Raw genomic sequence first — 23,755 nt, forward strand, 5'->3', positions numbered from 1 at the left:
TCTTTGGGGGTCTGGGGCGGCGTTTCTTTTCCTCGGGAAAAGAAATGTCCCCCAGATTTACGCACGTCCCGACGTGCAGCCACAAAAAACAGGACGGAGACCTTCACCGGTTTCCGTCCTGTTTTACATTTGATCCATGAATTGAAGCAAGGCCGCCTGTTTTTCCGGGGAGAGGCAATTCAAGCGGTCTAAAAACTTCCTTTGGTTAGGTGTTAAAATTACCGCTTCACCCTCTTCGGCAAAAAACTGGGATAATGTGATACCCAAGGCCTTGCAGATAGTTTCCAAAGTGGAAATACTGGGGACCGTTCCACGGGAGAAATTACTGAGGGTAGACTGGGGCAAGCCGGATTCTTTTTTTAAACGATATACAGACCAGCCGCGCGCGTCTAGCAATTCATAAATATGTGCCACCACGTCCACAGTAATTCCCTCCCTTCTGAGTTAATTTTACCGCTCAACTAAGGTATAAAATAGAACTAACAAGAGGCTAATATTAAACCTTAAATGAGGTATACTGTTAAAAGGAGGGGATAAAGATGGCAAAAAAGAAAGGCCCCCACTGGGGGGCCATCCTTTTGGATGATACGCCTGAGATGATGGGGCACATTGCGGGGATCTTCACGGAGGTGGCCCGCTGTATGCACTGCGACGTGGATACGGTGCGGCAGGGCATTCTGAACCTCTACCGCAGGGGCATGACCAGCGAGAAGCCCCAAAAGCGGTCCGCCTGGGCGCCCCTTCACGGTTCCGGAGAGGAGCCCACCCCGGAGGAGATCCTGCTCTTTCTGACGGAGATGCCTATCCTTATCTCTTTGCCATTTGATAGGGAACCATTTCCATCCGAACAAAATACCCCTGCCCCTCCTTGCACACCGGGCAGATCTCAGGCGGACGGGTCGAAGTGACCAGATAGCCGCAGTTGAGGCACATCCACTGGCACTCCACCTCGCTGACGAAGAGCTTGTCCTGCTCCAGCAGGTCGGCGAAGAGGCCGAAGCGGTCGCCGTGGACCTGCTCGATACGGGCGATCTGGGAGAAGAGGTGGGAAATTTCGGGGAAGCCCTCCTCCTTGGCCACGTGGGCGAAGCCGGTGTAGTCGTGCTCCCACTCCTGGTACTCGTTGTGCTGGGCGGCCCGCAGGTGCTCCACCAGGGTGGGGTAGAGGTCCACGGGATAGGTGCCGTCGATGGCAATGTTCTCCCCGGAGCACTTCTCCAGGTAGTCGTAGAAGGCCTTGGCGTGGGCCCGCTCCTGGTCGGCGGTGAAGGTAAAGACGGCCTCGATGACCTCCAGGCCGTTCTTCTTGGCCAGACCGGCGGCGAAGGTGTAGCGGTTGCGGGCCTGGCTCTCACCGGCAAAGGCCCGGAGGACGTTGCGTTTGGTCTCGCTGTTTTCAAAGGAAACGGACATGGTGATACCCCCTTTATGGATGGTATCAGCATGTCCATTTTTTGTGGTGTTATACGTTATGAGATGGCCCGGCCCAGGGAGAGTTCCTGATAGGCGTAAACGTTCTGGGGCAGGGCGTAGGGGGCGGGGACGGTCTCGGGGAGGATCCCCAGCAGCTCCATGACGGCGCACACCTTGTCCATGGTGCTGACGGCAAAGGACTCCAAATAGTGGTAGGGCGTAAGGGTCACGGGGAACATGTGGGTGGCGATGATGTCCTGCTCCCGCTTGGTGAGTAGGAAGCGGGCGTTGGCGTTTTCCAGGGCCCAGCGGGGATGGTTCATGACATGGGCGCGGCCGGTGTGGAGGCTGCGGTCGGTCCAGTCGTAGAGATAGAGGTCGTGGAGCAGGGCGCCCCGGGCGGCCTCCTTGGCCCGCCAGCCCAGGCGGCGGCAGAGGACGAAGCTGGCGTAGGACACCAGCAGGGAGTGGTGGTAGCAGCTAAAGCCCCGGCGGTGCTGGGGCAGAGATTTCATGGACTGCACGGCCTCGTCGGGCAGCAGGTCGGAGATGCAGGCAAGCCATGCGGCGTTTTCTTTGAATTTCCAAAACATAATGGGTTTCCTCCGGTCTTTCAAGGGTGACTTCAGTCTACCCGAAAAATCGAAGGAAAACAGTAGCGAAACCATGAGGATTTAGTAAAGAATTATGAAGAAATTCTGAAGGGGGCTCAGGCCAGGAAGGCGTCGATGAGGGCCCCGGCCTCCGCCGCCGGGTCGGCCTCCATGTCCAGCCAGTGGACGTCCGTGTCCTTTTTGAACCAGGACACCTGCCGCTTGGCGAAACGCTTGATAGCCCGGCCCAGCTCGTCCACAAGTTCATCCTCGGTCTTGAGCTTCCCCTGGAGGTACCACAGGATGTAGCGGTATTCCAGCCCCAGGCCCTCCAGGAAGTCGTCGGGGACGCCCCCGGCGCGGAGGGCGGCCACTTCCTCTACCATGCCCGCGTCCAGGCGGGCTAAGAGGCGGTCGTCGATGCGGCGGCAGACCGTCTCCCGGGGAAAATTGACCCCCAGGGTCAAAACATCGTAGCGGGGGTCTCGCTGGGCCTCGGCGTGGGGGTCGCAACCGGTCCGGGCCTTCTCCAGCAGCCGCACCAGCCGGGGGCGGTTGTTCCAGGCGTCCACGTCCAGGGCCACGCCCCGGGCGGCGAGGCGGGCCCGCAGCTCCTCGGTGGGGAGGGCCTCCAATTCCGAGCGGAGGGCGGGGTCGGGTGGCGCGGCGTGAAAGACGAAGCCCTCGGCCACCGCCCGGACGTAGAGGCCGGTGCCCCCCACCAGGAAGGGGAGCCTCCCCCGGCCGACGATGCCGTCGATGGCTTCATAGGCCCCCTGCTGGAACTGGGCCACGGAGTAGGGCTGGCCGGGGTCTACCACGTCCAGCATGTGGTGGGGGACGCCCTCCATCTCCTCCGCCGTCACCTTGCCGGTGCCCAGATCGAGGCCCCGGTATACCTGCCGGGAGTCGGCGGAGACGATCTCCCCCTGATATCGTTTGGCCAGGGCCACGCCCAGGCCGCTTTTGCCGCAGGCGGTGGTGCCCAGGATGACGATGAGCTTTGGCTTTGTCACGGAGAAACGCCCCCCTTTGATGCTTGGCCCCCATTTTAGCATAAAAAGGGCCGGGCGGCAAGGAATTGCCGCCCGGTGGGAGAGAGGCGGAAGCGCCGCTTTACGGCCTGCCGCCTGCCGGAGGCCGGAGAGAGGGCCAACCCCGACAGGCATTGGTCAGCGCTTCTAGGAGAGAGGTGAAGTTTGTCTGCAGCAGTTCGATGTCGGCGGGGGACGCGTCATCCACGTGGAATCCCGCGCAGACACAGACCACGCAGCCGCAGGCCGAGGCTAAGGCCAGGGCGGCCTGCCGGGCGGGGAGGTCCTCCTTGTGACCGGGGACGCAGAGGACCGACGCGCTGGCTGAGGAGGGGCCGCCTGGGCGCAGATTGGGCCGGGGCACGGCGGTGGCGCAGGCGCCGATGTGGGGGGTATCGCCGCCGGTGAAACTGACCAGCAGGTCGGTCCCGCAGGCCAGGGCGCGGGCGGTGATTCGGTGGCGGCCCCGGCCGAAGGAGAGCAGGAGGGGGGCGTCATCCATTCTGTCCGCCCTCCCAGCCGGCCCGGCGGGCCAGGACCCACGCGGTTCGGAGCGTTCCCGCCGCCGTGAAGAGGAAGACGGCCAGGGAGCCCAGACAGACGGCCTGAAACATCTGCCGGAAGAGCGTGGCCGCCGGGGGAAGGAAGAGCATCCTGGCCGAGGCGGTCAGGGCGAAGAGGATGGGCCGCGCCGCCTGACGGCTGGTGAGACAGCTCAAAAACAGGTGTCCCAGCAGCAGGAGGGACACCGCCCAGTAGAGGGCGGGCAGGTCTTCGGGGCACAGGGCGGCCGCCAGCAGCCCCACTGCCGGCAGGCCGGGGCACAGGGCCAATCCCAGCAGAAAGGGGAGCAGGCCCGCCTTTTTTTCGCGCGTCAAGAAAAACGCCTCCTTTTCAGGCTGTCAGAGCGGCGGCGTGCCGTCCCAGCGGCGGCAGAGGGAATGGCCTTCCACCCCGAGGCTGTCCAGCACCCGGCCCACAAACTGGTCCACCACCTGCTCAAGGGAGGTGGGACAGCTGTAAAAGCTGGGCACGGGGGGCATGATGACGGCCCCGATTCGGGACAGCTTGAGCATGTTCTCCAGGTGAATGGGGCTCAGGGGGGTTTCCCGGACCGCCAGCACCAGGGGGCGGCGCTCCTTCAGCGTCACGTCGGCGGCCCGGGCGATGAGGGTCTCGGAGTAGCCGTTGGCAATGGCGGAGAGGGTCTTCATGCTGCACGGCAGCACGGCCATTCCGTCGTGGCGGAAGGAGCCGCTGGAGATGGCGGCGGCCAGGTCGTTGTCGTCGAAGACCCGGTCGGCCAGGGCCAGCACCTCCTCGGGCGCGCGGCCGGTCTCCAGGGGGATGGTCTGCCGGGCCCAGTGGCTCAGGACCGCATAGGTGGTCACCTGGGGCATGGCGTGGAGGACTTCCAGCAGGCGGACGCCGTAAATGGCGCCGGTGGCGCCGGAGATGGCGACGACCAGATTCATATCGAACAGCTCCTTTTTCGCGTGTTGCGGCGCCGGTCCCGGACCAGAACCGCCAGCTCCAGAAAGAGCCCGGCCAGCCAACCCAGGACCGCCCCCAGCCAAAGGGCGTCGGCCCCGCCGCCCCGGCGCAGCAGGAGCCAGGTGACGGGCAGGCGGATGAGCCAGGAGCCCAGCAGGGCCGCCGCCAGGGGGACGGCCGCTCTGCCCCTGCCCCGGAACACGCCGCCCAGGGCATAGGTGCACAGAAGGGCCCAGTAGCCCGCGCCCGCGCCGGCGAGATAGGCCCCGCCCAGGCGGGCGGCCTCGCCCGCGCCGGGGAGGAAGAGGGAGATGACGGCGCCGGAATGGCTTTGGAACAAGAGGAACAGCCCTCCGCCCAGCACAGCGGAAAAGGCCAGCGCCCAGCCCAGGGCTTTGGAAATCCAATCCTCCCGCCCCGCGCCTACGCTGCGCCCGGTCAGGCTGCATACGGAGTGCTCCAGGCTGACGGCGGGCAGGACCACAAAATTCTCCACCCGGAGGGCTACGGCATAGCCGGCAATCATTTGGGGCCCCAGGGAGTTGACCATGATCTGGGCCGCGAAGGCGGCCAGGCAGGCCGCGGCCTGCTGGAGGGCGGCGGGCAGACCCAGGCGCAGGATGGCCCGGACGTCTTCGGCGGCGGGGCGCACCCGGCCCGGCCGGAGCCGGTAGAGGGAGCTAGTCCGCAGGACGGAGCGGTAAAGCCCCGCGCAGGCCATGGCCTGGGCCAAAGCCGTGGCCAGAGCCGCCCCCGCCGTCCCCAGACCAAGGGGGACGAGAAAGAGGTAATCCAGAGCGATGTTGGCCCCGGCGGAGGCGGCCAGAAAGAGCATGGGCCGCACCGCGTCCCCCGCGCCCCGGCGGAGGGCGGCCAGGGTGTTATAGCCGCTGTTGAAGACAGTGCCCGCGAAGACCATGGTCAGATAGCGCAGGGCGGGCTCCCGCAGCGCGGGGGGCACCCCCAGGGCCGTCACGGCGGGGCGGGAGAGGGTCAGGCCCAGGGCAGTGACCGCCGCGGAGGCGGCCAGCCAGAGGACGGCGGCGGTCTCCACGCAGCGCCGCTCTCCCGCCTGATCGCCCGCCCCGGCGCGCTGGCTGAACAGGACGCTGGCGCCGCCGGCCAGGCCGATGAGGAGGGTGAGCAGCAGATTGACCGCGGGCATGACCGCGCCCACGGCGGCGGTGGCGTCCTGTCCCAGGAAGCGGCCAATTATCCAGATGTCGGTGAGATAGTAGAGCTGTTGGAACAGGTTGCCCAGCAGCATGGGGCCGGACAGGCGCAGCAGTTCGCCCGCCGGCCCGGTTCCGGCCCCGGCCACCGGCGGGGGCCGCTCAGGACTCCGGCGGCCAGGCGGGGGGCTGCACCCGGGCAAACTCATCCCAGCAGTTCAGCGGCGCGGTGGCGTCGATGCCCATCTTGGCGGTGTGGATGCCGTGGTCATCCCGTCCGAAGCCCACGGTGTGGGGCACCACCATCACCCCCTGCTCCGCCCGCAGGCGGGTGGAGAGGGCCCAGAAGACGTCCTTGGGGTCGAAGATATCCACGTCATGGTCCACAATGATGAAGTTTTTCAGGAATTTGAAGCTGCCGAAGGCGGCCATGATGAGGTTTTTGGGCTCGTACTCCAACTGCTTGCGGATGGCGGCCACGCCGGTGAGGTAGTTGTTGACCAGGTTGAGGTTGATGGCGGTCACATCGGCGTTGGCGGCCTTGAGCACGTTGTAAATCTGGGCCTCCCGGGGGGTGCTCAGGAGGGTACCGTCGTCCTTGGAGCCGGCGCCGATGCACTGGACGATGGGGTCTTTGCGCATGGTGACGGTTTGGATGTGGAGGATGGGGTTGTCCATCATCTGGATTTTGAACTCCATAAAGTCCCCGAAGGGGCCCTCGGGCTCCATCTCGCCGGGGACCAGGTAGCCCTCCAGCACCAGCTCGGCGTTGGCGGGGACCTCCAAATCCACGGTTTTGCATTTGACCAGTTCCACCGGAGCGCCCCGGAGGGCCCCGGCGATCCCCAGCTCGTCCACGTCCCGGGCCGGGCCGCAGGCCGCGGCCAGAAGCTCATAGGGGCTGTTGCCGATGACCACGGCAATCTCCAAATTCTGTCCCAGTTTCTTGGCCTTGTTGTAGTAGTTTTCCAGGTCTTGGGTGGGGGACATGCGGAAGCCGGTGCGGTCAGGGCCCTTGAGCTGCATGCGGTTGAAGGACAAATTGCGCACGCCGGTGACGGGGTCCTTGGCGATGACCATGCCGGCGGTGATGTACCGCCCGGCGTCTCCGGCGTTGTGCTGGATGAAGGGGAAGTCCCGGATGTCGAACTCCCCCTTGCCCAGGACCACTTCCTGGACGGGGCCGCTGTCCACCAGGACGGGGGGGATGGAGGCCTCGTAGCGCTCGGCGAACACCCGGGTCACGTCCCGGCCCTCGCAGGAGAAGAGCCGACCCAGATAGTCCCGGCTGGGGAAGAGGTTATTGATAAGGGGGGAGCGGCAGCCTTTGACATGCTCGAACAGGACGGTGCGCCGCTTTTGTTCCTGCTCCTTCATGATGGTGGGAATTTGCAGAAGCTCCACCTCATCAGTGATGTGGTCGATCCAGCCCAGCTCATCTAGGAGGGCGATGTAATCTCTCAGAGAGTTGATCATGGTGTTTTTTCTCCCTTCATTGGTCGGTCTCATACCATTCCAGGCCCATGGCGGTGATGACTGTGCCGGCGTTGGCGATGGGGTTTTCCAGGATGCCAATGACGATGCAATCCTGGGGGGCGCGGATCTCCTCCAGCACGTTGCCCACGTAGTCCTTGACCAGGGCGATCAGCGCGCCGCCCTTGAGGATGGAGCCTGGCTTGACCTGGGGGAAGACCAGGCCGCCCCGGGTGTTGGTGGGGAAGCAGCGTTTGGTGACGATTTTCTGTCCCGGGATGAAAGCGGCCTCGCCGTCCAGAAGGCCTATGTACCGCATGACCCGCTGGATGCCCTCACAGACCCGGTCCACGTTTTCCCAGACCACCCGGTTCCCCGCGCCCATCTCCACCATGACGGCGGGAATGCCGTTGAGGATGCACTGGATGTCCAGGGCCCCCATGACCGAGCCGGGGAGCTCCCCGGTGGCGGTGGTCAGGTCCACGTGGCAGTTGAAGGGGGCCTGCATCAAAAGGGCCAAGGCCTGGGTGTCGGCGTTGATTTTGGGGTTCACCCCCGCCGCCGACTTGAACACGGTGTAGGGCGCGGCGTCCACGCCGCCCAGGGCGTGGAGATCCAGCATGTAGTTGGCGGTGTCCTTCACCTCGCGGAAGAAGTGATAGGCCATCTGCTCGCTGAGCCAGCCGTCCGGACGGCCGGGGAACTGCTGGTCCAGGTCCAGCTGGTCCTCGGGGGTGAATTTGTTGTGCCCCTTCAGCCCCAGAGGGTTACAGCCTGGGGTGGCCACGACGGCGCCCTTGATTTGAGCGGGGTCCAAACGCTCGAAGAGCCGGTGGATGGCGAAGATGCCGGAGACCTCCTCGCCGTGGACCCCCGCGTTGATCCACAGGACGGGGCCGTCCTGCGCGCCCCGGACCAGCATGACGGGGACCCGGACCTCGCTGCAGTCCCCCAACCAGGCGGTGTGGATGTAACCTGTGGCCTTTTGGCCCTTTTCGCATGTGGCGGTGCCGATTTTCATGGTTGAGATACCTCCTGTTCTGCCTGTCGGCGAATCATCCTTTTTTGCGGGCCAGCTTGGCCTGGCGCCGCTCCTCCCGAATCTCCCCGTAGATCTCCCAGAGCCGGTCGGTCTCCGGATCGCTGGCGGGGGGCTTGGTCAGCAGCATCACCGGGAAGAAGACCACCGGGGCGGCAAGCATACCGATGGCCAGGGCGGAGATGCCCGTGGCCTTGTCCAGCCCGAAGATTACCCAGGCGGGGATGAGCAGGACCACCACGATGATTTGGGCCAGAGCGGCCTCCTTGGTGGCCCGGCGGATGGCGATGATGCCCAGCATGGGCAGGGCGAAGGTAAACACCGTCAGCGCCATGGCGAAGGAGACCACCCAGAATACGGCGGCGGGGGGCTTGATGGCGATGAGAAGGGGAATGACGCACACTACCATGGTGGCCAGGCGGTTATAGGCCACGGCGTGCTTTTCATAGACGTCGGGCTTGATCCGGCGGAAAATGTCCCGGGTGAGGATGGAGGAGGCCACCAGCAGCACGCCGTCGCAGGTGCTCATGATGGCGGCCAGGATGGCGGCGATGAACAGTCCCGCCAGCACCTCGGGCATGTATTGGATGGCCAGGGTGGTGGTTACCGCGTCGGGGCTCTGGACCACAAAACCGTCCATGGTGCGGGCGGTCATGGCTGCCAAATAGAGCCCCCAGATGAGCACGGTGGAGAACAGCACGCAGATGATAAGGGAGGCGTTGCCCACCCGGCGGTCCTTCATGGAGAAGATGGCTACCGACTGCTGGGGCAGGGCGATGCCCATGAACAGCGGGATGATGAGGAAGGTGCACAGGGTCAGCACCGTCATCTCCGCCCCGCCGGTGAGGTGGAGCATGGTGGGCTGGATGGCGTTCAACTGTTCATTCAGGCTGGGGAGGGACCAGTTTCCGGCCTCCTTGACGACGAAGATGAAAATCAGGATGGAGCCGCCCACCATGCAGGCGCCCTGGGCCATATCGGTCCACACGGAGGCCCGGTAACCGCCGAAGACGGTGTACAAACCGATGATGGCCACGCCGCCGACGAGGGCGGGCACATAGGGAATTTCCAGAACGGTGCCCACCACGTTGCCGATGGACTGGAACTGGCCCAGAAGGGTGCCCATCAGCCCCACGAGCAGGGCCAGGGAGCTGACGGTATGTACCGTCTGGCTGTGGTAGCGCTTCCCCAGCATTTCGGGGACGGTGATGACGTCATAGTAGTCGCTGGCGGCCTTCAGACGGGGGCCGAAGACCCGGAAGCTCATGAAATAGGCCAGGGGAGAGGTCAATCCCTGCAAAAAGGCGGTCATGCCGCTGGCGTAAGCCTGGCCCGGAGAGCCCACCAGCTTGGAGCCGCTCTCCCAGGTGCTTGCAAATTTGAACGCGGTGGCAAAGGGGCCGAATTCCTTGTTACCGAGGTAATAGTCGTTGGAGTTTTTGACTTTTTTTGTGGCGACGTATCCAACCACGATCATGGCCACTAAAAAGACAACGATACAAAAAATAATCATGCGGTCATCCCTCCTCATTCGTATCTGTACAGTGCGGCGGTCCCTTCGGCGCTGTCAGGGGCAGAACGGCTTGCGAAACGCTATTTGCGGCCTTCTGTTTTGTACCAGTAAATGCCCAGGGCAACAATGACGGCGGCCTGCAGGAAATATCCCACGTAGTAAACAAAAAAGGAACTGACGGGCATGTTCATAATCATATTTTTTCCTCCTTTCCCCAATGTTTGATCAACTTCGTCTCTCGCCGAAGAGAGGGCTTGCCTCAAGTGTCCCGCAGAGCGGCGACGGCGCGGTGCAGGGCCTCCTCATCACGGATGACATAGCGGCCCTGTTCCTTTTTCAGGATGCCCGCAGCCGTCATTTTGCCCATAACCTTGCAGACGGTCTCCCGGGAGGTGTTGATGCGCTTGGCGATGAACTGCTGGGTGATGTCCATGTCGATCATGGTGCCCCCGGACACGGGGACGCCGTGGTTGCAGACAAAATACAGAAGCTCGGCGGCAATGCGCTGATAGGCGTTGCCGAACACCAGGTCGGAGGTCTGGTGGGCCAGAATGGCCACCTTGCGGGTGAGCTGACGGATCAGCGCCAGGCACAGGTTGTTGTCCTGGTGGAGGCAGTGGAGGAACCGGTCCTGCGGGATACGGTAGAGCATGGAGTTCACCAGGGCGTCGACGGCATAGAAGGTGAATGCCGACTCAAACAGCCCCATCTCATTGAACAGGCTGCCAGAGGCGAGGAACATCAGGATGCGCTCCGTGCCGCTTTGGGAGAGGACGGTCTGCATAAGCTGGCCGCTCTCCACCAGATAGATATAGCCCGTGTTGTCGCGGCCTTGTTCAATGTGGGTCCCCTTGGGCATGGGGACCAGAAACTCCGGACGGGCGACGGCGGTCCAGGAGGAGAGGTCGGACGAGATCCAGGGAGAATAATAATCATTCAGCACAGGGTCCTCCTTTTCAGGGGTGGCACAAAAAATGCACTCCAGCGTTTAGAATTATAAACATTGTACGAAAAAAGGGGTATGAAGCAGTTCACATTATGGTTGGTTTTTTCTATTTATTTTATTCCGGCTGAAAAATGGGCGGGGGTTTTTAATAATGGCAAAAATCCTCCCACAAGACGTACGTCTTGTGGGAGGATTGAGAAAATAGGATAACCAGAATTTCATGATAATTGACAGGAATTGGTTCACTTATCCGTTTACCAAGGCGTCCAGCACTTTGGCGGCCACGTTCCCCGCCGCGTCGGAGCCGGAGCCGCCGTTTTCCACCAGCACCACGAAGGCGTAAGGGGTATCCTCCCCACGGAGGAAGCCGGCGAACCAGGCGTGGGGGGCCTTGCCCCCGCCCACCTCGGCGGTGCCCGACTTGGCGCAGACGTCCATATTAGGGAAGCGGCCTGTGCCGTAGGCGGTTTGAACGTTGTTGGCCATCATGTCGGCCAGCTTTTCGGCGGTCTTTTCCTCCACCAGTCGGCCGGTCTTTTTCTTCAGGTAGAAGGTGAGGGGGAGGTCCAGGGCGGACTGGGTCTTGAGCACCAGCTGGGGCACGGCGGCCTCGCCGCCCCGGGCGATGGCGCCCATATATACCAGCAGGGAGCAGGGGTTCACCAAGTCGTTGTACTGTCCCACCCCCGCCCAGCCCACCTGTCCGGCGGTGGCATCGGTGAGGTCGAAGTGGCCCTTGGCGGTGCTGAGGCCGCTGACAGTATAGCTGTGAGTGAGGCCCGCCTCCTCGGCGTAGAAGGCCAGGGCGTCCGGCCCCAGCTCCGCGGCCAGCTGGGCGAAAAAGCCGTTGCAGGAGTGGGCCAGGGCACTCTCCACGTCCAGCTCCCCGTGGGCCGAGGGGCAGGTGATGGTCTCGCCCCCCACCACGGTGGCGCCGGTGCAGGTGAAGGTGCGCCCGGCCAGGTCGGGGATGTTCTCGATGGCGGCGGCCAGGGTGACCAGCTTGAACACCGAGCCAGGGGGATAGGTGGCCCCCAGAAAGCGGTTGACATAAACTCCATCGTAGGCGGGGTCCCCATCCAAAACGGCGGGGGGATCGGCGGGGTCGAAGGTGGGGGCGGAGTACATACACAGCACCTCCCCCGTCTCGTAGTTGTAGACCGCCACCGTGCCCTTCCGGCCGTTCATGGCCTGGTGGGCCACATAATTGAGGTAGGCGTCGATGGTGAGGTAGAGGTCGTTGCCCGCCCCCAGTGGGGAGTAGGTGCCGGTGAGGAGGTTGTAACCCGAGAGCTGGTCGGAGAAGGCTACCAGGGCCCCGGTACCGATGCGGCCCTGGGCGTCCCCCACGGCGTGGAGGGTGGCTTTGCGGACGGCAGGGTTGTCGTAGTAGACCCGCCTGCCGTCTGAGTTAACATAACTCAAAACGTCCCCGTCCCGGTCCAGCACCCGGCCCGAGGCGGGGCGGCCGGAGAAGGTGGAGAGGTAGGAGACCCACTTGCCCCCGCTGGTGACGAAGCGGAAGGCGAAGAGGCCGGCGCCCAGCAGGAGGGCCAGGGACAGCAGGAGGCAGACCGCCGCCCGCTTTTCGATTTTGCGCATGAGGGGCCTCCTTTCTGGATGTTCACTGGGGGGTGTCAGGATAAGGATATTCTTTCGTTGAGTGCTTGCACGTCAAACGTGCGCTTATCTGGGGGACATTTCTTTTCCCGAGGAAAAGAAACGCCGCCCCAGACCCCCAAAGAAAAGTCTTTGGTGCTGACCTGCTCGCAGGTTTCCTTTTTAGTAGAAGGTCTACTGCCCGAAAAAGGGGGAAAAGCACGGGAGCGTCTGTGCGACCCGTGGTCCCTCTTGCGCCGCTCGGCCGCTGACGTGTTCTTGATAGAAAGTTGGTCTTTCGCCTTCCCCTGGGGGGAAGGTGGCAGCCCGAAGGGCTGACGGATGAGGGGAACTGCGGACATAGAGAAAAGCCCTGTTAACTGATACGTTCCCCTCATCAGTCTGCTTCGCAGACAGCTTCCCCCAGGGGAAGCCTATTTGACAAATTTTCCGGGCCCAGGCGCACCTATGAGTTGCAAACGCTGGCTGTACAGCAGTACCCAGCGGCAGCGGCGCTAGGAGAAGACGGAGTTGACAGACGTGAGCGCCGGTCGTTAGGAGCCACCGCCAATAAATTTAGTTTGACTTTTTTCTTTGGCATCAAAGACCGTTTCTTTTTTCACGAAAAAAGAAATGGGCTTTGCCCCGCCGGAGGCAGCCTCGCAGGGCCGCCCTGCCCCTCCGTCCCCCCACGGGGGAAAACATCATTCCTCCCCCTCAGGGGATACCTTGGGCGCCAAATCGGCGTTGGCGGCGTCCTCCCGCTTGGAGGACAGGCGGATGGCGAAGCTGGCGTTTTGCCGGGTGTCGGTGGCCTTTAGGAAGGCCAGCAGGCCCCAGGAGGCGATCATGGCCGAGCCGCCGTTGGAGACGAAGGGGAAGGTGACCCCCGTCATGGGCAGCAGGTCCATGCAGCCGAAGACGTTCAGGCAGGTCTGAAAGACCAGCAGGGAGGTGGCGGCGCAGGCGGCAATGGTGTAGAAGCTGGAGCGGCCCGTGCGGCAGGAGCGGACGGCGAAGACCGCCAGGGTGACCACGCAGACGACGGCCAGAAGGGCGATGAGGAGCCCCCACTCCTCGCAGAGCATGCCGAACACCAGGTCGGTGTCCCCCGCCCCCACCACGTGGAGCCAGCCTTCCCCGGGGCCCACGCCGATGAGGCCACCGGAGGCGGCCGCCGCCATGGCCCGGGTCTGCTGGTAGCCCGCGCCCACGCTGGCGTTCTCCCAGGCGTGGCCCCAGGAGGCGAAGCGGGCGAGGATGTAGGGCTTGACGCTGAGGATGACCATGACGGCCCCCACGGCCCCGCCGGTGATGAGGCCCAGGGTGGCCCAGTCCCCGGAGCGGAGGTAGGCGATGACCAGGAAGGTGATGAAAAAGACGGCGGCGGTGCCGAAGTCGCTCATGAGGGCCAGACAGCCCAGGCAGGCCCCGGTGAGGAGGATGAAGAGGGCCAGGTTCCGCTTTTTGAAGAGCCGGTCCAGGGTGGCGGCGCCGGCAAAGATGTAGCAGATCTTGGCCAGCTCCGAGGGCTGGAGGGACATGCCGCCGATGGTGATCCAGTTGGTGGCGCCGAACTTCCGGCTGCCCAGCACGAGAGTGAGGCCCAGCAGGCCGATGGCGGCCCCCGCCATGAGCCAGCGGATCTTTTTGGCCCGCTCCAGGTCCCGGAGAAAGACCCCCAGCACCAGGAAGGTGATCAGCCCCAGCACCAGGCACAAAAACTGCTTGGGGAGGGCGGGGGTGTTGGAGGAGGCCACCACGGCCAGGGAGAGGGTGGAGAGGAAGAAGGCGATGGTCTCCATCTCGAAGCCCACCCGGCGCAGGGCCCGGAGGGTGAGGAAGTAGGCCCACATCAGAAGGGTGAGGGCCAGGAAGGTGAAGGGGAGGACGGGGGTGGCGCCGGCCCCCTCGGAGAGGGTGAGCTGGATGCCGGTGAGGACCTGAAAAACGGTGAGGAGGATGAGGCTCCCCCAGGGGGAGACGGGCTTGGCCTCCTGCTTGCGACGCTTACGGCGCTCCGCCTTCTCCTCCGGGGAGACGGGAAGGAGCACGGTCTCCACGCCCCCAAGGGAGAGCACGTCGCCGTACTGGATAGGGGCGGCGTCCTCCACCGGCTTACCGTTCACCGCCACGCCGCCCTTGGAGTCCAGGTCGTAGACCGTCCACTGGTCGTGGGGGTCCCGGATGAGGGCGGCGTGCTGACGGGAGATGGTGGGGTACTCCAGCACCACATCGGCCTGGGGGGAGCGGCCCAGGGTGTTCTCCCAGTGGGTGAGGGGGGCCCCGGCCCCGTTGGGCAGGGAGAGGTAGGCCCACACCTCGGGGAGGTGGGGGACGGTGAGGAGGGAGCGGATGGCCTTCACCAGGATCAGGAGGGCCAGGATGGGAAAGAGGAAGCGGACCAGGGTGGTATACCACCCTGCCGCGGCGGGATACTCCGCCAAGAGCTGGTGGAACGCGTCCAGAAGGGTCTGGGGCAGGGAGAGAAGGGCGTCCGTGGCGCTCACCTCCTTGATGGTTGGGATTGAATCGAGGTTTTTTCAGTATAGCATATTTGATTTTCCGGCGCAACGAGAGGCGGGCGGCCCCTGGCCCGCTCCAGGGCCCCCGGAGCCCCTCTCCCGCCGTTTGACAGCCGGACGCTTATCCGTTAAAATAAAATCTGATTTTGACGAACGGAGGGGAAGGCATGGGCTTTTTGTCCCTGAGCTATTTTCTCTTTTTCCCCCTGACGGCCCTGGTGTATTTTCTCCTGCCGGGCCGGGGCCGAAACGGCTGGCTGCTGGCGTGCAGCTGGTTTTTCTATCTGTGCGCCGGGCCGGAGAGCTTCCCCTTCCTGTTGGGGGCGGCGCTGGTGACCTATTTTGCCGCCCGGGCCTTGGAAAAGCGGCCCCGGAAGGGGCTGCTGGTCCTGGCCTTGTGCCTCTTTATCGGGGTGCTGTTCCTGTTCAAATACCTGGACTTCGGGGCCTCCCTCCTGGTCCGGGCCCTGGGTTGGGTGGGGCTGGACTGGGCTCCCGCAGTGCCCAAGCTGCTGCTGCCCGCCGGGATCTCCTTCTATCTCTTCGCCGCCATGGGGTACCTGATGGACGTCTACCGGGGCAGGCTTCCGGCGGAACGGAGCTTTGTCAGGTGCGCCCTTTTCCTCTCCTTTTTCCCCTATCTGCTCTCCGGGCCCATCGGCCGGGCGGAACAGCTGCTTCCCCAATTCAATGAGACCCACCGGTTCCGCTATGACGACCTGCGGGAGGGCCTCCTCCGCTTTTTGTGGGGGGCCTTTCAAAAGCTGGTGCTGGCCGACCGGCTGGCGGCGGTGGTGGACACCGTGTTCGCCGCCCCGGACCAGTTTGGGGCGGTCCAGGTCGCCGCTGCCGCCTGCGCCTTCTCCATTCAGATCTACTGCGACTTCTCCGCCTACTCCGATATGGCGCTGGGCTCGGCCAAGGCCATGGGCTTTACTCTGATGGAGAACTTCCGCACCCCCTATTTCTCCCGCTCCATCTCCGAGTTCTGGCGGCGGTGGCACATCTCCCTGTCTACCTGGTTCCGGGACTACCTCTATATCCCCCTGGGGGGCAACCGAAAGGGGCGGGCGAGGAAGTATCTCAACCTGCTGGCCGTCTTTGCTGTCAGCGGGCTGTGGCACGGGGCGGCGGTGTCCTTCCTGGTGTGGGGCCTGCTGAACGGAATCTATCAGGTGGTGGGCGGCCTGACCGCCCCGGCCCGGACCCGGGTCCGGGCTGTCCTCCACCTGGGGGAGGACAGCAAGATCACCGCTCTTTGGCAGATGTTCTGCGTGTTCGTCCTGGCCACCCTGGCCTGGGTATTTTTCAAGGCCGGCTCGGTGTCCGCCGCCCTGGCGGTGCTCCGGGGGATGGTGACGGGGCCGTTGTGGGTGCCGCCCCTGTCCGGCATGGGGATGGACCGGTGGGAGTTCCTGGCCGCCGGGGCGGGCTTCCTCCTCCTCTTCGCCGTGGACGCCGCCCGGCAGAAGACCGACGTGGCCCGCCGGGTGCTGGAGGCCCCCCGCTGGGTCCGGTGGTGCGTGTACCTGGGGCTGCTGGTGATCGTGGTGGTCTTTGGCAGCTACGGCTCCGGGTACGACGCCCAGTCCTTCATCTATGGGCAGTTTTAAGGGGGTGCGGACATGAGAAAAAAGTGGAAGGAACCCCTGTTCGCCCTGGCCTTTGTCCTGACGGCCGCCCTGTTGCTGAACTTTATCGCGGCGGTCCTCCGGCCCGCCCACACGGACTACGGCTCCACCTGGGATGCCTACCTCTGTGAGCCGGAGGACTCCATCGACGTGCTGTTTTTCGGCAGCTCCTACGCCTACTGCGACTGGAACCCCGGCGCCATGTACGCGGGCAGCGGGCTGACGGGGTATGTGCTGGGCGGGTCGGAGCAGACCCCGGCCATCACGTACTGGTATCTGAAGGAGGCCCTGAAGACCCAGAGCCCCTCGGTGGTGGTGATGGAGGGCAGCTCCCTCTTTTTTGACCGATATCAGAACTATACCCAAATCAACATCGGCTATATGCCCTGGGGGGCCAACCGGGTGGGGGCCATCTTCGACGCCGCGGAGGAGGACAAGCGGCTGGGGCTCTTCTTCGACCTGTACTTCTACCACGACCGCTGGAAGGAACTGACGGCGGGGGACGTGAAAAAGGCTCTGACCCCGGCCAAAGCCGACCAGCTCAAGGGCCACACCGCCGTGGACCAGGTGTACGACCGGGCCTGGGAGGGGCCGGCGGTCTGGGACATGCGGCAGAGCGAGGAGGTCTACCTCCAGAACCTCCAGGACTTTGGGCGCATCGCCCAGGTCTGCCGGGAGGCGGGGGTGGAGCTGGTGCTCACCGTCAACCCCACATACAGCCAGTATACCCAGGCGGTCTATCAAAGACTGGAGGAGGACGTGGCCCGGCTGGCCCCGGAGGCGGTCTTTGTCAACTGGGCGGACAGCTTTGAGGAGATCGGGCTGGACCCGGAGCGGCACCTCTACGACGGCGGGCATTTGAACGCCGACGGGGCCCAAATCTTCTCGGACTACACCGGAAAGGTCCTGCTGGCCATGGGCTGCACCCCCCGGGAGCAGACGGCGGAGAACGCCGCGGCCTGGGAAAAGACCGCCGCCTACTGGGCGGAGCGGAACGGATGAAGAAAAGGACTCCGGCGGAATCAAATCCGCCGGAGCCCTTTTTTGATGTAATGGTGAAAGTTTCCCCTATAACCAGTCGTCCACCACGTCCTTGAGATGGGTGGGACCCACGTCGTTGCGGATCAGCTTGTCCAAGAGCTCATCGATGCGGGGGATGCTTATGGTGATGTGGGGGATCACCATCCGCTCTTCCGTGCGTTTCGACGACACACAAACGCCGTAACTTTCACAGGAAAAGCTGCCCACGTCCATCTCGTCCACCAGGATGGAGTAGTCGTGGAGGCCCGAGGTCTCCAGGTCCGGGTACAGGGACTTCAGGTCGAGTTTAACTTCCCTCATATTGTAGTCTGCCTCCCGTTTTTACCAATATGACCACATTATATTGTATTGGAGGACATTTGTATACGAAGAGTTTTCACCCGAAATCGACAAGGCACGTGTCTTATGTTGACCCTTCCCTCTTATCGGTCAACTGGAAACAAAAACGCCGTCGAATCAGATCGAATTATGCTGGAAATTTCTTTCGGTTGTTTTCAAAAATTACATTTGCTACAATACAAAAGGACGACGAAGCACCACGAAAGTGAGGCGAAGGCAGACAATGTCTACATACAAGGGACTCTCCCGGTTCGTGCTGACGCGGGGGCTGGTTTTGTGCGGCATCCTGCTGGCGGGGACCCTGGCCCTGCTGTTCCGGGCGGGGCAGGGGGGCAGCATGGCGCCCCGGCTCTACGAGTACGCGGACGCCTTTCAGTTCGCCGCGCTGGTGGCCTTTGGCTGCGGGCTCATTGGAAGCCTGCTGGTGGAGGACCTGCTGCGGTATTACGGAGCGTAAGAAACGCCCGGACGGCTATGGCCGTCCGGGCGTTTTTGCAGGTGGGTCAGAGTGGATCAGACCAGGGCGCCGCCGCCGTCCACAATGATGAACTGGCCCTGGACGTAGCTGGAGGCGTCGCTGGACAGGTAGAGCACGGTGCCGTTCAGCTCACCCTTTTTGCCGGGGCGGCCGGCGGGGTTGAGGGTGTTGTAGCCGTTGAGGAACTCCTGGGACTTGAAGAGGGTGCCCGCGGTCATCTCGGTTTCGAAGAGGGCGGGGCCGATGGCGTTGACGGTGATGTTGTACTGGGCGTAGGAGCAGGCCATGCCCTTGGTCAGGCCCAGCACCGCCGCCTTGGAGGCGTTGTAGGAGTGGCGGATGAAGAGGTCGCTCTTGTCGGCGATGACGGCGTTGACCGAGGCGATGTTGACGATCTTGCCGTACTTCTGCTCCTTCATCTGGGGCACCACGTACTTGCTGACCAGGAAGATGCCCTTCACATTGGTGTCGAAGGACTTGTTCCAGTCCTCCACGCTCAGGGTGTCCACGCCCCCGCGGACCGCCACGCCGGCGTTGTTGAGGAGGATGTCAATGCGGCCGAAGGCCTGGAGCACGGCGGAGACGGCGGCCTTCACGCTCTCCTCGTCGGTGACGTCGCAGGGGACCGCGATAGCCCTGCGGCCGGTCTTTTCGATCTCTTCCTTGACGGCGGTGAGCTTTTCCGCCCGGCGGGCCAGCAGGGCCACGTCGGCCCCCGCCTGAGCATATGCCAGGGCGGCGTCGGCGCCCAGTCCCGCGCTGGCGCCGGTCACCATAGCCACTTTTCCGGAAAGGTCAAACAAATCCATTCGAAACACTCCTTTTCTTGCTGCCGGATTGGCGGCGGCGATTGCTGGACCATCAGTCCATACTCATGAGTATAGATGAAAAAATCTGAAAAAGATAGTGGTTTCCTGAGAAATTGTTTGAAATATTCGCTGAAATATCATCTTCGTTTTTGTGGAGAAACACGGGAGGGCTCAGGGGCCGCAGAGGATATCGGCGGCGATGGGGGTGTAGAAGAGGCGGGAAACCAGCTCGCTGTCCCGGCTCTGGCCCAGGGCCCACATGAGCTTGGCCACCACCGCCTCGGTGGTCATATCGTAGGATTCCAGCACCCCCAGGTCGCTTTTCAGCCGGTGGCCCACGTTGTAAACGGACAGGTCGCTGCCCTCGTTCTGGACCTGGGTGGTGACCACCACGATCTTGCCCCCGTCCACGGCGGAGCGGATGACCGGGTAGAACTCCCCCTGGTCCCCGGCGGGGACGCCGCCCACGCCGTAGCTCTCGATGATGACGGCGTCACTCTCCCGGAGAAGGAAGGCCAGCTGGGCGGAGGAGACCCCGGGGATGAGCTTCAGGAGGGAGACCTTTTCGTCAAGCTCCTGATAAAATTTCACCGTCCCCTCCGGGGCCGGGCGGAGGTAGGGGATGAGCCGGCCCTCCTGGACCACCCCCAGAACAGGGTAGTTGATGCTGGAGAAGGCGCCGAAGCTCTTGGAATAGGTCTTTCGGGCCCGGGTGCCCAGGATGACCGCCCCGCCAAAGACCACCGTCACCCCGGGGAGCCGGCCGTCGCAGGCCACGGTGAAGGCGTCCAGGAGGTTGGTCTTGGAGTCGGTGACGTCCATGTGGATGGGCTTTTGGCTGCCGGTGAGGACGATGGGCTTGGGGCTGTCCTGGATGAGATAGCTCAGGGCGGCGGCGGTGTAGCCCATGGTGTCCGTGCCGTGGCAGACCACGAAGCCGTCGTAGCCGCCGTAGCGGAGCTGGATGGCCTGGGCCACCTGCCGCCAGTGGGCGGGGGTCATGTTGGTGGAGTCGATGTTGCACACCTGGAGGCAGTCCACCTGGCACAGCTGGCGGACGGCGGGGACGTATTTCAGGAAATCGGCGCCGGTGAGCTCGGGGACCAGACCGGCTTCGGTCATCTCGGAGGCGATGGTGCCGCCGGTGCCGACCATGAGGATCTTTTTCATAGGCGGAAACTCCTTTTTGTGGGAGGATGTACGGCCCCGTGCAACCGGATGGGAGGGAACGCGGAGCGGTAGAGGGAGGGATGTAAAATCATGATGACCATTATCGAGCTGACCCCCAGGGCCGACGGGGGCCGGGGGATCCAGAGCCAGAGCCACCGCACCCAGTGCTGGCTGGAGGGCTGGGTGGAGGTGCCCGGAGAGCTGACCCAGGCCGTGTGGGACTGCGGGGGCTACTGCGAGCTTACCCTGGAGGAGGGCAGACTGGTGGGGATCACCCCCACCGAACGGCCCCGGCCCCCCGCGCCGGAGCCCACGGAGACGGAACGGCTCCGGGCCGATGTGGACTTCCTGGCGGCGATGGGAGGTGTGGCGCTGTGAGCGTGTACGAGATGGCGAAGAAATACTACCCCCGCCTGTGGGACAAGGCCCGGCTGGACGCCCTGGCGGCGGCCGGACGGCTCACCGGAGCGGAGGTGGAGGAGCTTTTGTCCGCCGGGGCTCAGGGCAGGTAAGCCCCCGCCATGGGGGAGGCGGCCCAGCGGGTGAACCGGCCCAGGACGCCGGCGGTGTACTTGGGGGAGCGGGGGGCCCAGCGGGCCCTCCGCTCTTTTAAAATGTCCTCCATCTCTGCGGGGGCCTTTCGGACGCCCTTTGCGCCCACGATGGCCAGGCGGCGGGCGGGGATGTCCAGCTCAATGAGGTCCCCCTCCTCCACCAGGGCGATGGGGCCGCCCTCGGCGGCCTCGGGGGAGACGTGGCCGATGACCGGGCCCCGGGAGGCCCCGGAGAAGCGGCCGTCGGTGATGAGGGCGATGGAGGCGGAGAGCTGGGGGTCGGAGGAGATGGCCTCCCCGGTGTAGAACATCTCGGGCATGCCGCTGCCCTTGGGGCCCTCGTAGCGGATGAACACCGCGTCGCCGGGGCGGATGTCGCGGCGGAGGATGGCGGCGATGGCCTCCTCCTCGGAGTCGAAGGGGCGGGCGTTCAGCACCGCTTGGAACATCTGCTGGGGGACGGCGGTGTGCTTCACCTCGGCTCCCTGGGGGGCCAGGTTGCCCTTGAGGATGGCGATGGCCCCGTCGGCGCTGATGGGGTCGTCATAGGGGCGGAGGATGTCCTCCCGTTGGAGGCCCACCTCTTCCAGGCGGGCGGGACAGCGGTCGTACCAGCCGTTCGCCTTCAGCTCGTCCAGGTTCTCCCCCAGGGTCTTGCCCGTGACGGTGCGGGCGTCCAGGTGGAGGAGGCCCCGCAGCTCCTCCATCACGGCGGGGACGCCCCCCGCCCGGTGGAGGTACTCGGCGGGCCACCGGCCCGCGGGGCGGATATCCGCCAGATAGTGGGCCCCCCGGTGGAGCCGGTCGATGTCGTCGGCGTCCAGGGTGAGGCCGAACTCGTGGGCCACGGCGGGCAGGTGCAGCAGGGCGTTGGAGGAGCCGGAGATGGCGGCGTGGACCATGACGGCGTTTTCAAAGGAGTCCATGGTGACCAGTTTCCGGGCGGTGAGGCCGGCCTTCGCCAGGGCCAGGGCGGCCTGCCCGGCTTGGAAGGCGGCGTCCTTCAGCGCGTCCCCCACGGCGGGGAGGAGGGCGGTGCCGGGGAGGGCCAGGCCCAGGGCCTCGGCCATCACCTGCATGGTGCAGGCGGTGCCCATGAAGGAGCAGGCCCCGCAGGAGGGGCAGGCGTGATGCTGGTAGAAGGCGAACTGCTCCCCGGTGAGCTCCCCCCGCTGGTACATGGCGGAGTAAGTGCCGATCTGCTCCAGGGTGAGCCGGTCGGGGCCGGGGGCCATGACCCCGCCGGGGACAAAGACGGCGGGCAGGTCCAGCCGCCCCATGGCCATGAGCTGGGCGGGCACCGACTTGTCGCAGCTGGCCAGGAACACGGCGGCGTCGAAGGGGGTGGCGGAGGCGTGGATCTCGATGAGGTCGCAGATGGTGGAGCGGGAGGCCAGGGAGAAATTGATGCCGTCGTGGCCCTGGGCCATGCCGTCGCAGATGTCGGTGGCGAAATACCGGGCGGCCCGGCCCCCGGCCAGGGCCACCCCCCTGACGGCCTCGTTTGCCAGCTCCAGCAGGTGGCCCGAGCCGGGGTGGCTGTCCCCGAAGGTGCTCTCCACCAACACCTGGGGCTTGGACAGGTCCTCCGCGGTCCAGCCCATGCCCATCCGCAGGGGGTCGATCTCCGGGGAGAGCTTGCGCAGTTCCTGGCTGATCATAGGACATCCGCCTTTCCTTTGATTTCACACACAAAAGAATAGTAGGGCGGGGGCGAAAAGTCAATGCAAATTCCTGACAAGAAAAAGAGGACGAAGCGAGGGGAGGAGAACGAATGGCGACGGCGGAGACATTGCTGGAGCTGGCCAGGAGCCAGCTGGGGGTCCGGGAGGACCCGGCGGGGAGCAACCGGGTGAAGTACAACGCGGCCTATTACGGCCGGGAGGTGGCGGGGAGCTGGTATCCCTGGTGCTGTACCTTTCAGTGGTGGCTGTTCCGGCAGGCCGGAGCGGGCGCCCTTTTTTACGGTGGCGGCAAGACCGCTTCCTGCACGGAGCTGTACCGGGACTACCGGGCCCGGGGGCAGGCGGTGGGCAAGGGGGCTCTGCGGCCGGGGGACCTGGTGTTCTTCGTGTTCGACGGCGGGCGCTCGGGGTGCATGAACCACGTGGGGCTCTGCGAGAAGGTGGAGCCGGGGTACGTGACCACCATCGACGGCAACACCGGCGACGGGGACGAGGCCAACGGCGGCACCGTGGCCCGGCGGCGGAGGGCGCTGAAGTACGTGGGCGGGGCGGCCCGGCCCGGTTATGAGGAGGAAGGGGAGGACGAGATGAAGATCTACAACTATGTCGCGGAGATGCCGGAGGACTTCCAGGCCGCGGCGGCCAAGGCCATCCGCGCGGGGCTGGTGAAAATGAACGCCCAGGGGGCGGTGATGGTTTATGAGCCGGGCCTTCAGGTATTGACCTGGCTGGACCGGCTGGGCCTGCTGGAGCGGCCGGTGGAGGAGGGAAAATGACGGTGGAGGAGCGGATCAAAGGGGTCAAAGCCGCCGTGACCGCCGCCCTGGCGGCCCTGACGGCCCTTTGGGGGTGGTTTGGGTGGCTCATCGTGGCCTGGGTGGTGTGCATGGCCATCGACTACCTGACGGGCTCCGCCGCGGCCTGCAAGGCGGGGAAGTGGTCCTCCGCCCTGGCCCGGGAGGGGCTTTGGCATAAGGCCGGTTGCGTGGCCGCCGTGACCATCTCGGGAATTCTGGACCTGGTAGTGGGGCACATCCTGGGGGGCATGCCGGAGGCGGCCCTCCCCTTTGCCTATACGGTGTTCCTCTGCCCGCTGGTGGTGGTGTGGTACATCCTCACCGAGGTGGGGAGCATCGTGGAGAACGCCGGGGCCATGGGGGCCCCGGTGCCGGCCTGGCTCAAGCGGATGGCCAAGGCCCTGCGGGACCAGGTGGACCAGAAGCTGGGGGACTGAACCGCCTTTGCCT

25 protein-coding genes are annotated in these 23,755 nt (G+C 64.4%); 7 read left to right on the forward strand and 18 right to left on the reverse strand.

All coding sequences use genetic code 11. The features are described 5' to 3' along the window. Nucleotides 1-123: 123 nt before the first annotated feature. The 14 genes from AAEU42_RS03770 to AAEU42_RS03835 form a co-directional block, all read right to left on the reverse strand. The gene (locus AAEU42_RS03770; RefSeq protein ID WP_342232195.1) at nt 124-423 is read right to left on the reverse strand and encodes a helix-turn-helix domain-containing protein; all 300 of its coding nucleotides are present in this window, start codon (nt 421-423) and stop codon (nt 124-126) included. Nucleotides 424-807: 384 nt separating this feature from the next. Then, nucleotides 808-1,413 (reverse strand): rubrerythrin, encoded by a 606-nt coding sequence (gene rbr, locus AAEU42_RS03775; RefSeq protein ID WP_342232196.1) that lies wholly within the window; start codon nt 1,411-1,413, stop codon nt 808-810. Nucleotides 1,414-1,469: 56 nt separating this feature from the next. Beyond that, the gene (locus AAEU42_RS03780) at nt 1,470-2,006 is read right to left on the reverse strand and encodes an HD domain-containing protein (protein WP_342232197.1); all 537 of its coding nucleotides are present in this window, start codon (nt 2,004-2,006) and stop codon (nt 1,470-1,472) included. Nucleotides 2,007-2,122: 116 nt separating this feature from the next. Beyond that, complete coding sequence (gene miaA / locus AAEU42_RS03785; RefSeq protein ID WP_342232198.1) at nt 2,123-3,022, reverse strand: tRNA (adenosine(37)-N6)-dimethylallyltransferase MiaA; 900 nt, start codon at nt 3,020-3,022, stop codon at nt 2,123-2,125. A 100-nt stretch (nt 3,023-3,122) separates the two neighbouring features. Beyond that, nucleotides 3,123-3,542 (reverse strand): prenylated flavin chaperone LpdD, encoded by a 420-nt coding sequence (lpdD, locus tag AAEU42_RS03790; RefSeq protein WP_342232199.1) that lies wholly within the window; start codon nt 3,540-3,542, stop codon nt 3,123-3,125. Beyond that, nucleotides 3,535-3,918 (reverse strand): hypothetical protein, encoded by a 384-nt coding sequence (locus AAEU42_RS03795; protein ID WP_342232200.1) that lies wholly within the window; start codon nt 3,916-3,918, stop codon nt 3,535-3,537. Before AAEU42_RS03795 ends, lpdD begins: the two co-directional genes overlap by 8 nt. Nucleotides 3,919-3,942: 24 nt before the next feature. After that, entirely contained in the window at nt 3,943-4,515 is a 573-nt protein-coding gene (locus AAEU42_RS03800) for a UbiX family flavin prenyltransferase (protein ID WP_342232201.1), read from the reverse strand. Further along, the gene (locus AAEU42_RS03805) at nt 4,512-5,855 is read right to left on the reverse strand and encodes an MATE family efflux transporter (RefSeq protein ID WP_342232202.1); all 1,344 of its coding nucleotides are present in this window, start codon (nt 5,853-5,855) and stop codon (nt 4,512-4,514) included. The genes AAEU42_RS03800 and AAEU42_RS03805 overlap by 4 nt, the downstream gene beginning before the upstream one ends. A 13-nt stretch (nt 5,856-5,868) precedes the next feature. Next, nucleotides 5,869-7,182, reverse strand: a complete 1,314-nt coding sequence (locus tag AAEU42_RS03810; protein ID WP_342232203.1) for a UbiD family decarboxylase — start codon at nt 7,180-7,182, stop codon at nt 5,869-5,871. A gap of 16 nt (nt 7,183-7,198) precedes the next feature. After that, nucleotides 7,199-8,200 (reverse strand): M14 family metallopeptidase, encoded by a 1,002-nt coding sequence (locus AAEU42_RS03815; RefSeq protein ID WP_342232204.1) that lies wholly within the window; start codon nt 8,198-8,200, stop codon nt 7,199-7,201. 34 nt (nt 8,201-8,234) lie between these two features. Next, on the reverse strand, nt 8,235-9,731 hold the full coding sequence (locus AAEU42_RS03820) for a sodium:solute symporter family protein (RefSeq protein WP_342232205.1): 1,497 nt from the start codon (nt 9,729-9,731) through the stop codon (nt 8,235-8,237). 259 nt (nt 9,732-9,990) lie between these two features. Then, nucleotides 9,991-10,674, reverse strand: coding sequence for a Crp/Fnr family transcriptional regulator (locus AAEU42_RS03825; protein ID WP_342232206.1), 684 nt, complete (start codon nt 10,672-10,674; stop codon nt 9,991-9,993). A gap of 249 nt (nt 10,675-10,923) precedes the next feature. Further along, nucleotides 10,924-12,279: a penicillin-binding transpeptidase domain-containing protein gene (locus AAEU42_RS03830; protein WP_342232207.1), complete on the reverse strand. Its 1,356-nt coding sequence runs from the start codon at nt 12,277-12,279 to the stop codon at nt 10,924-10,926. A 701-nt stretch (nt 12,280-12,980) separates the two neighbouring features. Continuing rightward, nucleotides 12,981-14,786: an FtsW/RodA/SpoVE family cell cycle protein gene (locus tag AAEU42_RS03835; RefSeq protein WP_342232208.1), complete on the reverse strand. Its 1,806-nt coding sequence runs from the start codon at nt 14,784-14,786 to the stop codon at nt 12,981-12,983. Nucleotides 14,787-14,968: 182 nt separating this feature from the next. On the opposite strand from AAEU42_RS03835, the gene AAEU42_RS03840 reads away from it, so the two are divergent. Together AAEU42_RS03840 and AAEU42_RS03845 are read left to right on the forward strand one after the other, a co-directional pair. Beyond that, on the forward strand, nt 14,969-16,414 hold the full coding sequence (locus tag AAEU42_RS03840) for an MBOAT family O-acyltransferase (RefSeq protein ID WP_342232209.1): 1,446 nt from the start codon (nt 14,969-14,971) through the stop codon (nt 16,412-16,414). A 12-nt stretch (nt 16,415-16,426) separates the two neighbouring features. Then, nucleotides 16,427-17,434, forward strand: coding sequence for an SGNH/GDSL hydrolase family protein (locus AAEU42_RS03845; RefSeq protein WP_342232210.1), 1,008 nt, complete (start codon nt 16,427-16,429; stop codon nt 17,432-17,434). 66 nt (nt 17,435-17,500) lie between these two features. On the opposite strand, the gene AAEU42_RS03850 is transcribed toward AAEU42_RS03845, so the two are convergent. Continuing rightward, nucleotides 17,501-17,773 carry a DUF6514 family protein gene (locus AAEU42_RS03850; RefSeq protein WP_342232211.1) on the reverse strand — a complete coding sequence of 91 codons (273 nt, stop codon included), beginning with the start codon at nt 17,771-17,773 and terminating at the stop codon, nt 17,501-17,503. A 262-nt stretch (nt 17,774-18,035) separates the two neighbouring features. Here AAEU42_RS03850 and AAEU42_RS03855 point away from each other — a divergent pair, with 262 nt between their 5' ends. Further along, entirely contained in the window at nt 18,036-18,269 is a 234-nt protein-coding gene (locus AAEU42_RS03855) for a hypothetical protein (RefSeq protein WP_342232212.1), read from the forward strand. A 56-nt stretch (nt 18,270-18,325) separates the two neighbouring features. Here the strand turns inward: AAEU42_RS03855 and AAEU42_RS03860 are convergent, their stop codons facing one another. Together AAEU42_RS03860 and AAEU42_RS03865 are read right to left on the reverse strand one after the other, a co-directional pair. Continuing rightward, entirely contained in the window at nt 18,326-19,093 is a 768-nt protein-coding gene (locus AAEU42_RS03860; RefSeq protein WP_342232353.1) for an SDR family NAD(P)-dependent oxidoreductase, read from the reverse strand. 177 nt (nt 19,094-19,270) lie between these two features. Further along, the gene (locus AAEU42_RS03865) at nt 19,271-20,269 is read right to left on the reverse strand and encodes an asparaginase (protein WP_342232213.1); all 999 of its coding nucleotides are present in this window, start codon (nt 20,267-20,269) and stop codon (nt 19,271-19,273) included. Between the two features lie 90 nt (nt 20,270-20,359). On the opposite strand from AAEU42_RS03865, the gene AAEU42_RS03870 reads away from it, so the two are divergent. Together AAEU42_RS03870 and AAEU42_RS03875 are read left to right on the forward strand one after the other, a co-directional pair. Then, complete coding sequence (locus tag AAEU42_RS03870; RefSeq protein WP_342232214.1) at nt 20,360-20,647, forward strand: toxin-antitoxin system toxin subunit; 288 nt, start codon at nt 20,360-20,362, stop codon at nt 20,645-20,647. Continuing rightward, nucleotides 20,644-20,781, forward strand: coding sequence for a hypothetical protein (locus tag AAEU42_RS03875; protein WP_342232215.1), 138 nt, complete (start codon nt 20,644-20,646; stop codon nt 20,779-20,781). The genes AAEU42_RS03870 and AAEU42_RS03875 overlap by 4 nt, the downstream gene beginning before the upstream one ends. On the opposite strand, the gene ilvD is transcribed toward AAEU42_RS03875, so the two are convergent. Further along, on the reverse strand, nt 20,769-22,484 hold the full coding sequence (gene ilvD, locus AAEU42_RS03880) for a dihydroxy-acid dehydratase (RefSeq protein WP_342232216.1): 1,716 nt from the start codon (nt 22,482-22,484) through the stop codon (nt 20,769-20,771). The two genes, AAEU42_RS03875 and ilvD, sit on opposite strands and share 13 nt — an antisense overlap. A 113-nt stretch (nt 22,485-22,597) precedes the next feature. Between ilvD and AAEU42_RS03885 the strand changes: the two genes are divergently transcribed. Together AAEU42_RS03885 and AAEU42_RS03890 are read left to right on the forward strand one after the other, a co-directional pair. Then, a complete protein-coding gene (locus tag AAEU42_RS03885) occupies nt 22,598-23,284 on the forward strand; it encodes a CHAP domain-containing protein (RefSeq protein WP_342232217.1) in 687 nt (228 codons plus the stop codon). Beyond that, nucleotides 23,281-23,742: a phage holin family protein gene (locus AAEU42_RS03890; RefSeq protein WP_342232218.1), complete on the forward strand. Its 462-nt coding sequence runs from the start codon at nt 23,281-23,283 to the stop codon at nt 23,740-23,742. The genes AAEU42_RS03885 and AAEU42_RS03890 overlap by 4 nt, the downstream gene beginning before the upstream one ends. The last annotated feature ends 13 nt before the right edge of the window (nt 23,743-23,755 follow it).

This window comes from Pseudoflavonifractor phocaeensis, from assembly GCF_038439875.1.
In the GTDB taxonomy this organism is placed as follows: Bacteria; Bacillota; Clostridia; order Oscillospirales; family Oscillospiraceae; genus Vermiculatibacterium.

Excerpts from the sequence above, each read along its gene's own strand:
- AAEU42_RS03830 (WP_342232207.1), bottom strand. The coding sequence starts at position 12,279 with ATGCGCAAAATCGAAAAGCGGGCGGCGGTCTGCCTCCTGCTGTCCCTG.
- ilvD (WP_342232216.1), bottom strand. The coding sequence starts at position 22,484 with ATGATCAGCCAGGAACTGCGCAAGCTCTCCCCGGAGATCGACCCCCTG.
- AAEU42_RS03815 (WP_342232204.1), bottom strand. The coding sequence starts at position 8,200 with ATGAAAATCGGCACCGCCACATGCGAAAAGGGCCAAAAGGCCACAGGT.
- AAEU42_RS03810 (WP_342232203.1), bottom strand. The coding sequence starts at position 7,182 with ATGATCAACTCTCTGAGAGATTACATCGCCCTCCTAGATGAGCTGGGC.
- AAEU42_RS03845 (WP_342232210.1), top strand. The coding sequence starts at position 16,427 with ATGAGAAAAAAGTGGAAGGAACCCCTGTTCGCCCTGGCCTTTGTCCTG.
- AAEU42_RS03780 (WP_342232197.1), bottom strand. The coding sequence starts at position 2,006 with ATGTTTTGGAAATTCAAAGAAAACGCCGCATGGCTTGCCTGCATCTCC.
- AAEU42_RS03840 (WP_342232209.1), top strand. The coding sequence starts at position 14,969 with ATGGGCTTTTTGTCCCTGAGCTATTTTCTCTTTTTCCCCCTGACGGCC.
- AAEU42_RS03890 (WP_342232218.1), top strand. The coding sequence starts at position 23,281 with ATGACGGTGGAGGAGCGGATCAAAGGGGTCAAAGCCGCCGTGACCGCC.
- lpdD (WP_342232199.1), bottom strand. The coding sequence starts at position 3,542 with ATGGATGACGCCCCCCTCCTGCTCTCCTTCGGCCGGGGCCGCCACCGA.
- AAEU42_RS03865 (WP_342232213.1), bottom strand. The coding sequence starts at position 20,269 with ATGAAAAAGATCCTCATGGTCGGCACCGGCGGCACCATCGCCTCCGAG.
- AAEU42_RS03885 (WP_342232217.1), top strand. The coding sequence starts at position 22,598 with ATGGCGACGGCGGAGACATTGCTGGAGCTGGCCAGGAGCCAGCTGGGG.
- AAEU42_RS03870 (WP_342232214.1), top strand. The coding sequence starts at position 20,360 with ATGATGACCATTATCGAGCTGACCCCCAGGGCCGACGGGGGCCGGGGG.
- AAEU42_RS03850 (WP_342232211.1), bottom strand. The coding sequence starts at position 17,773 with ATGAGGGAAGTTAAACTCGACCTGAAGTCCCTGTACCCGGACCTGGAG.
- AAEU42_RS03855 (WP_342232212.1), top strand. The coding sequence starts at position 18,036 with ATGTCTACATACAAGGGACTCTCCCGGTTCGTGCTGACGCGGGGGCTG.
- rbr (WP_342232196.1), bottom strand. The coding sequence starts at position 1,413 with ATGTCCGTTTCCTTTGAAAACAGCGAGACCAAACGCAACGTCCTCCGG.
- AAEU42_RS03820 (WP_342232205.1), bottom strand. The coding sequence starts at position 9,731 with ATGATTATTTTTTGTATCGTTGTCTTTTTAGTGGCCATGATCGTGGTT.
- AAEU42_RS03800 (WP_342232201.1), bottom strand. The coding sequence starts at position 4,515 with ATGAATCTGGTCGTCGCCATCTCCGGCGCCACCGGCGCCATTTACGGC.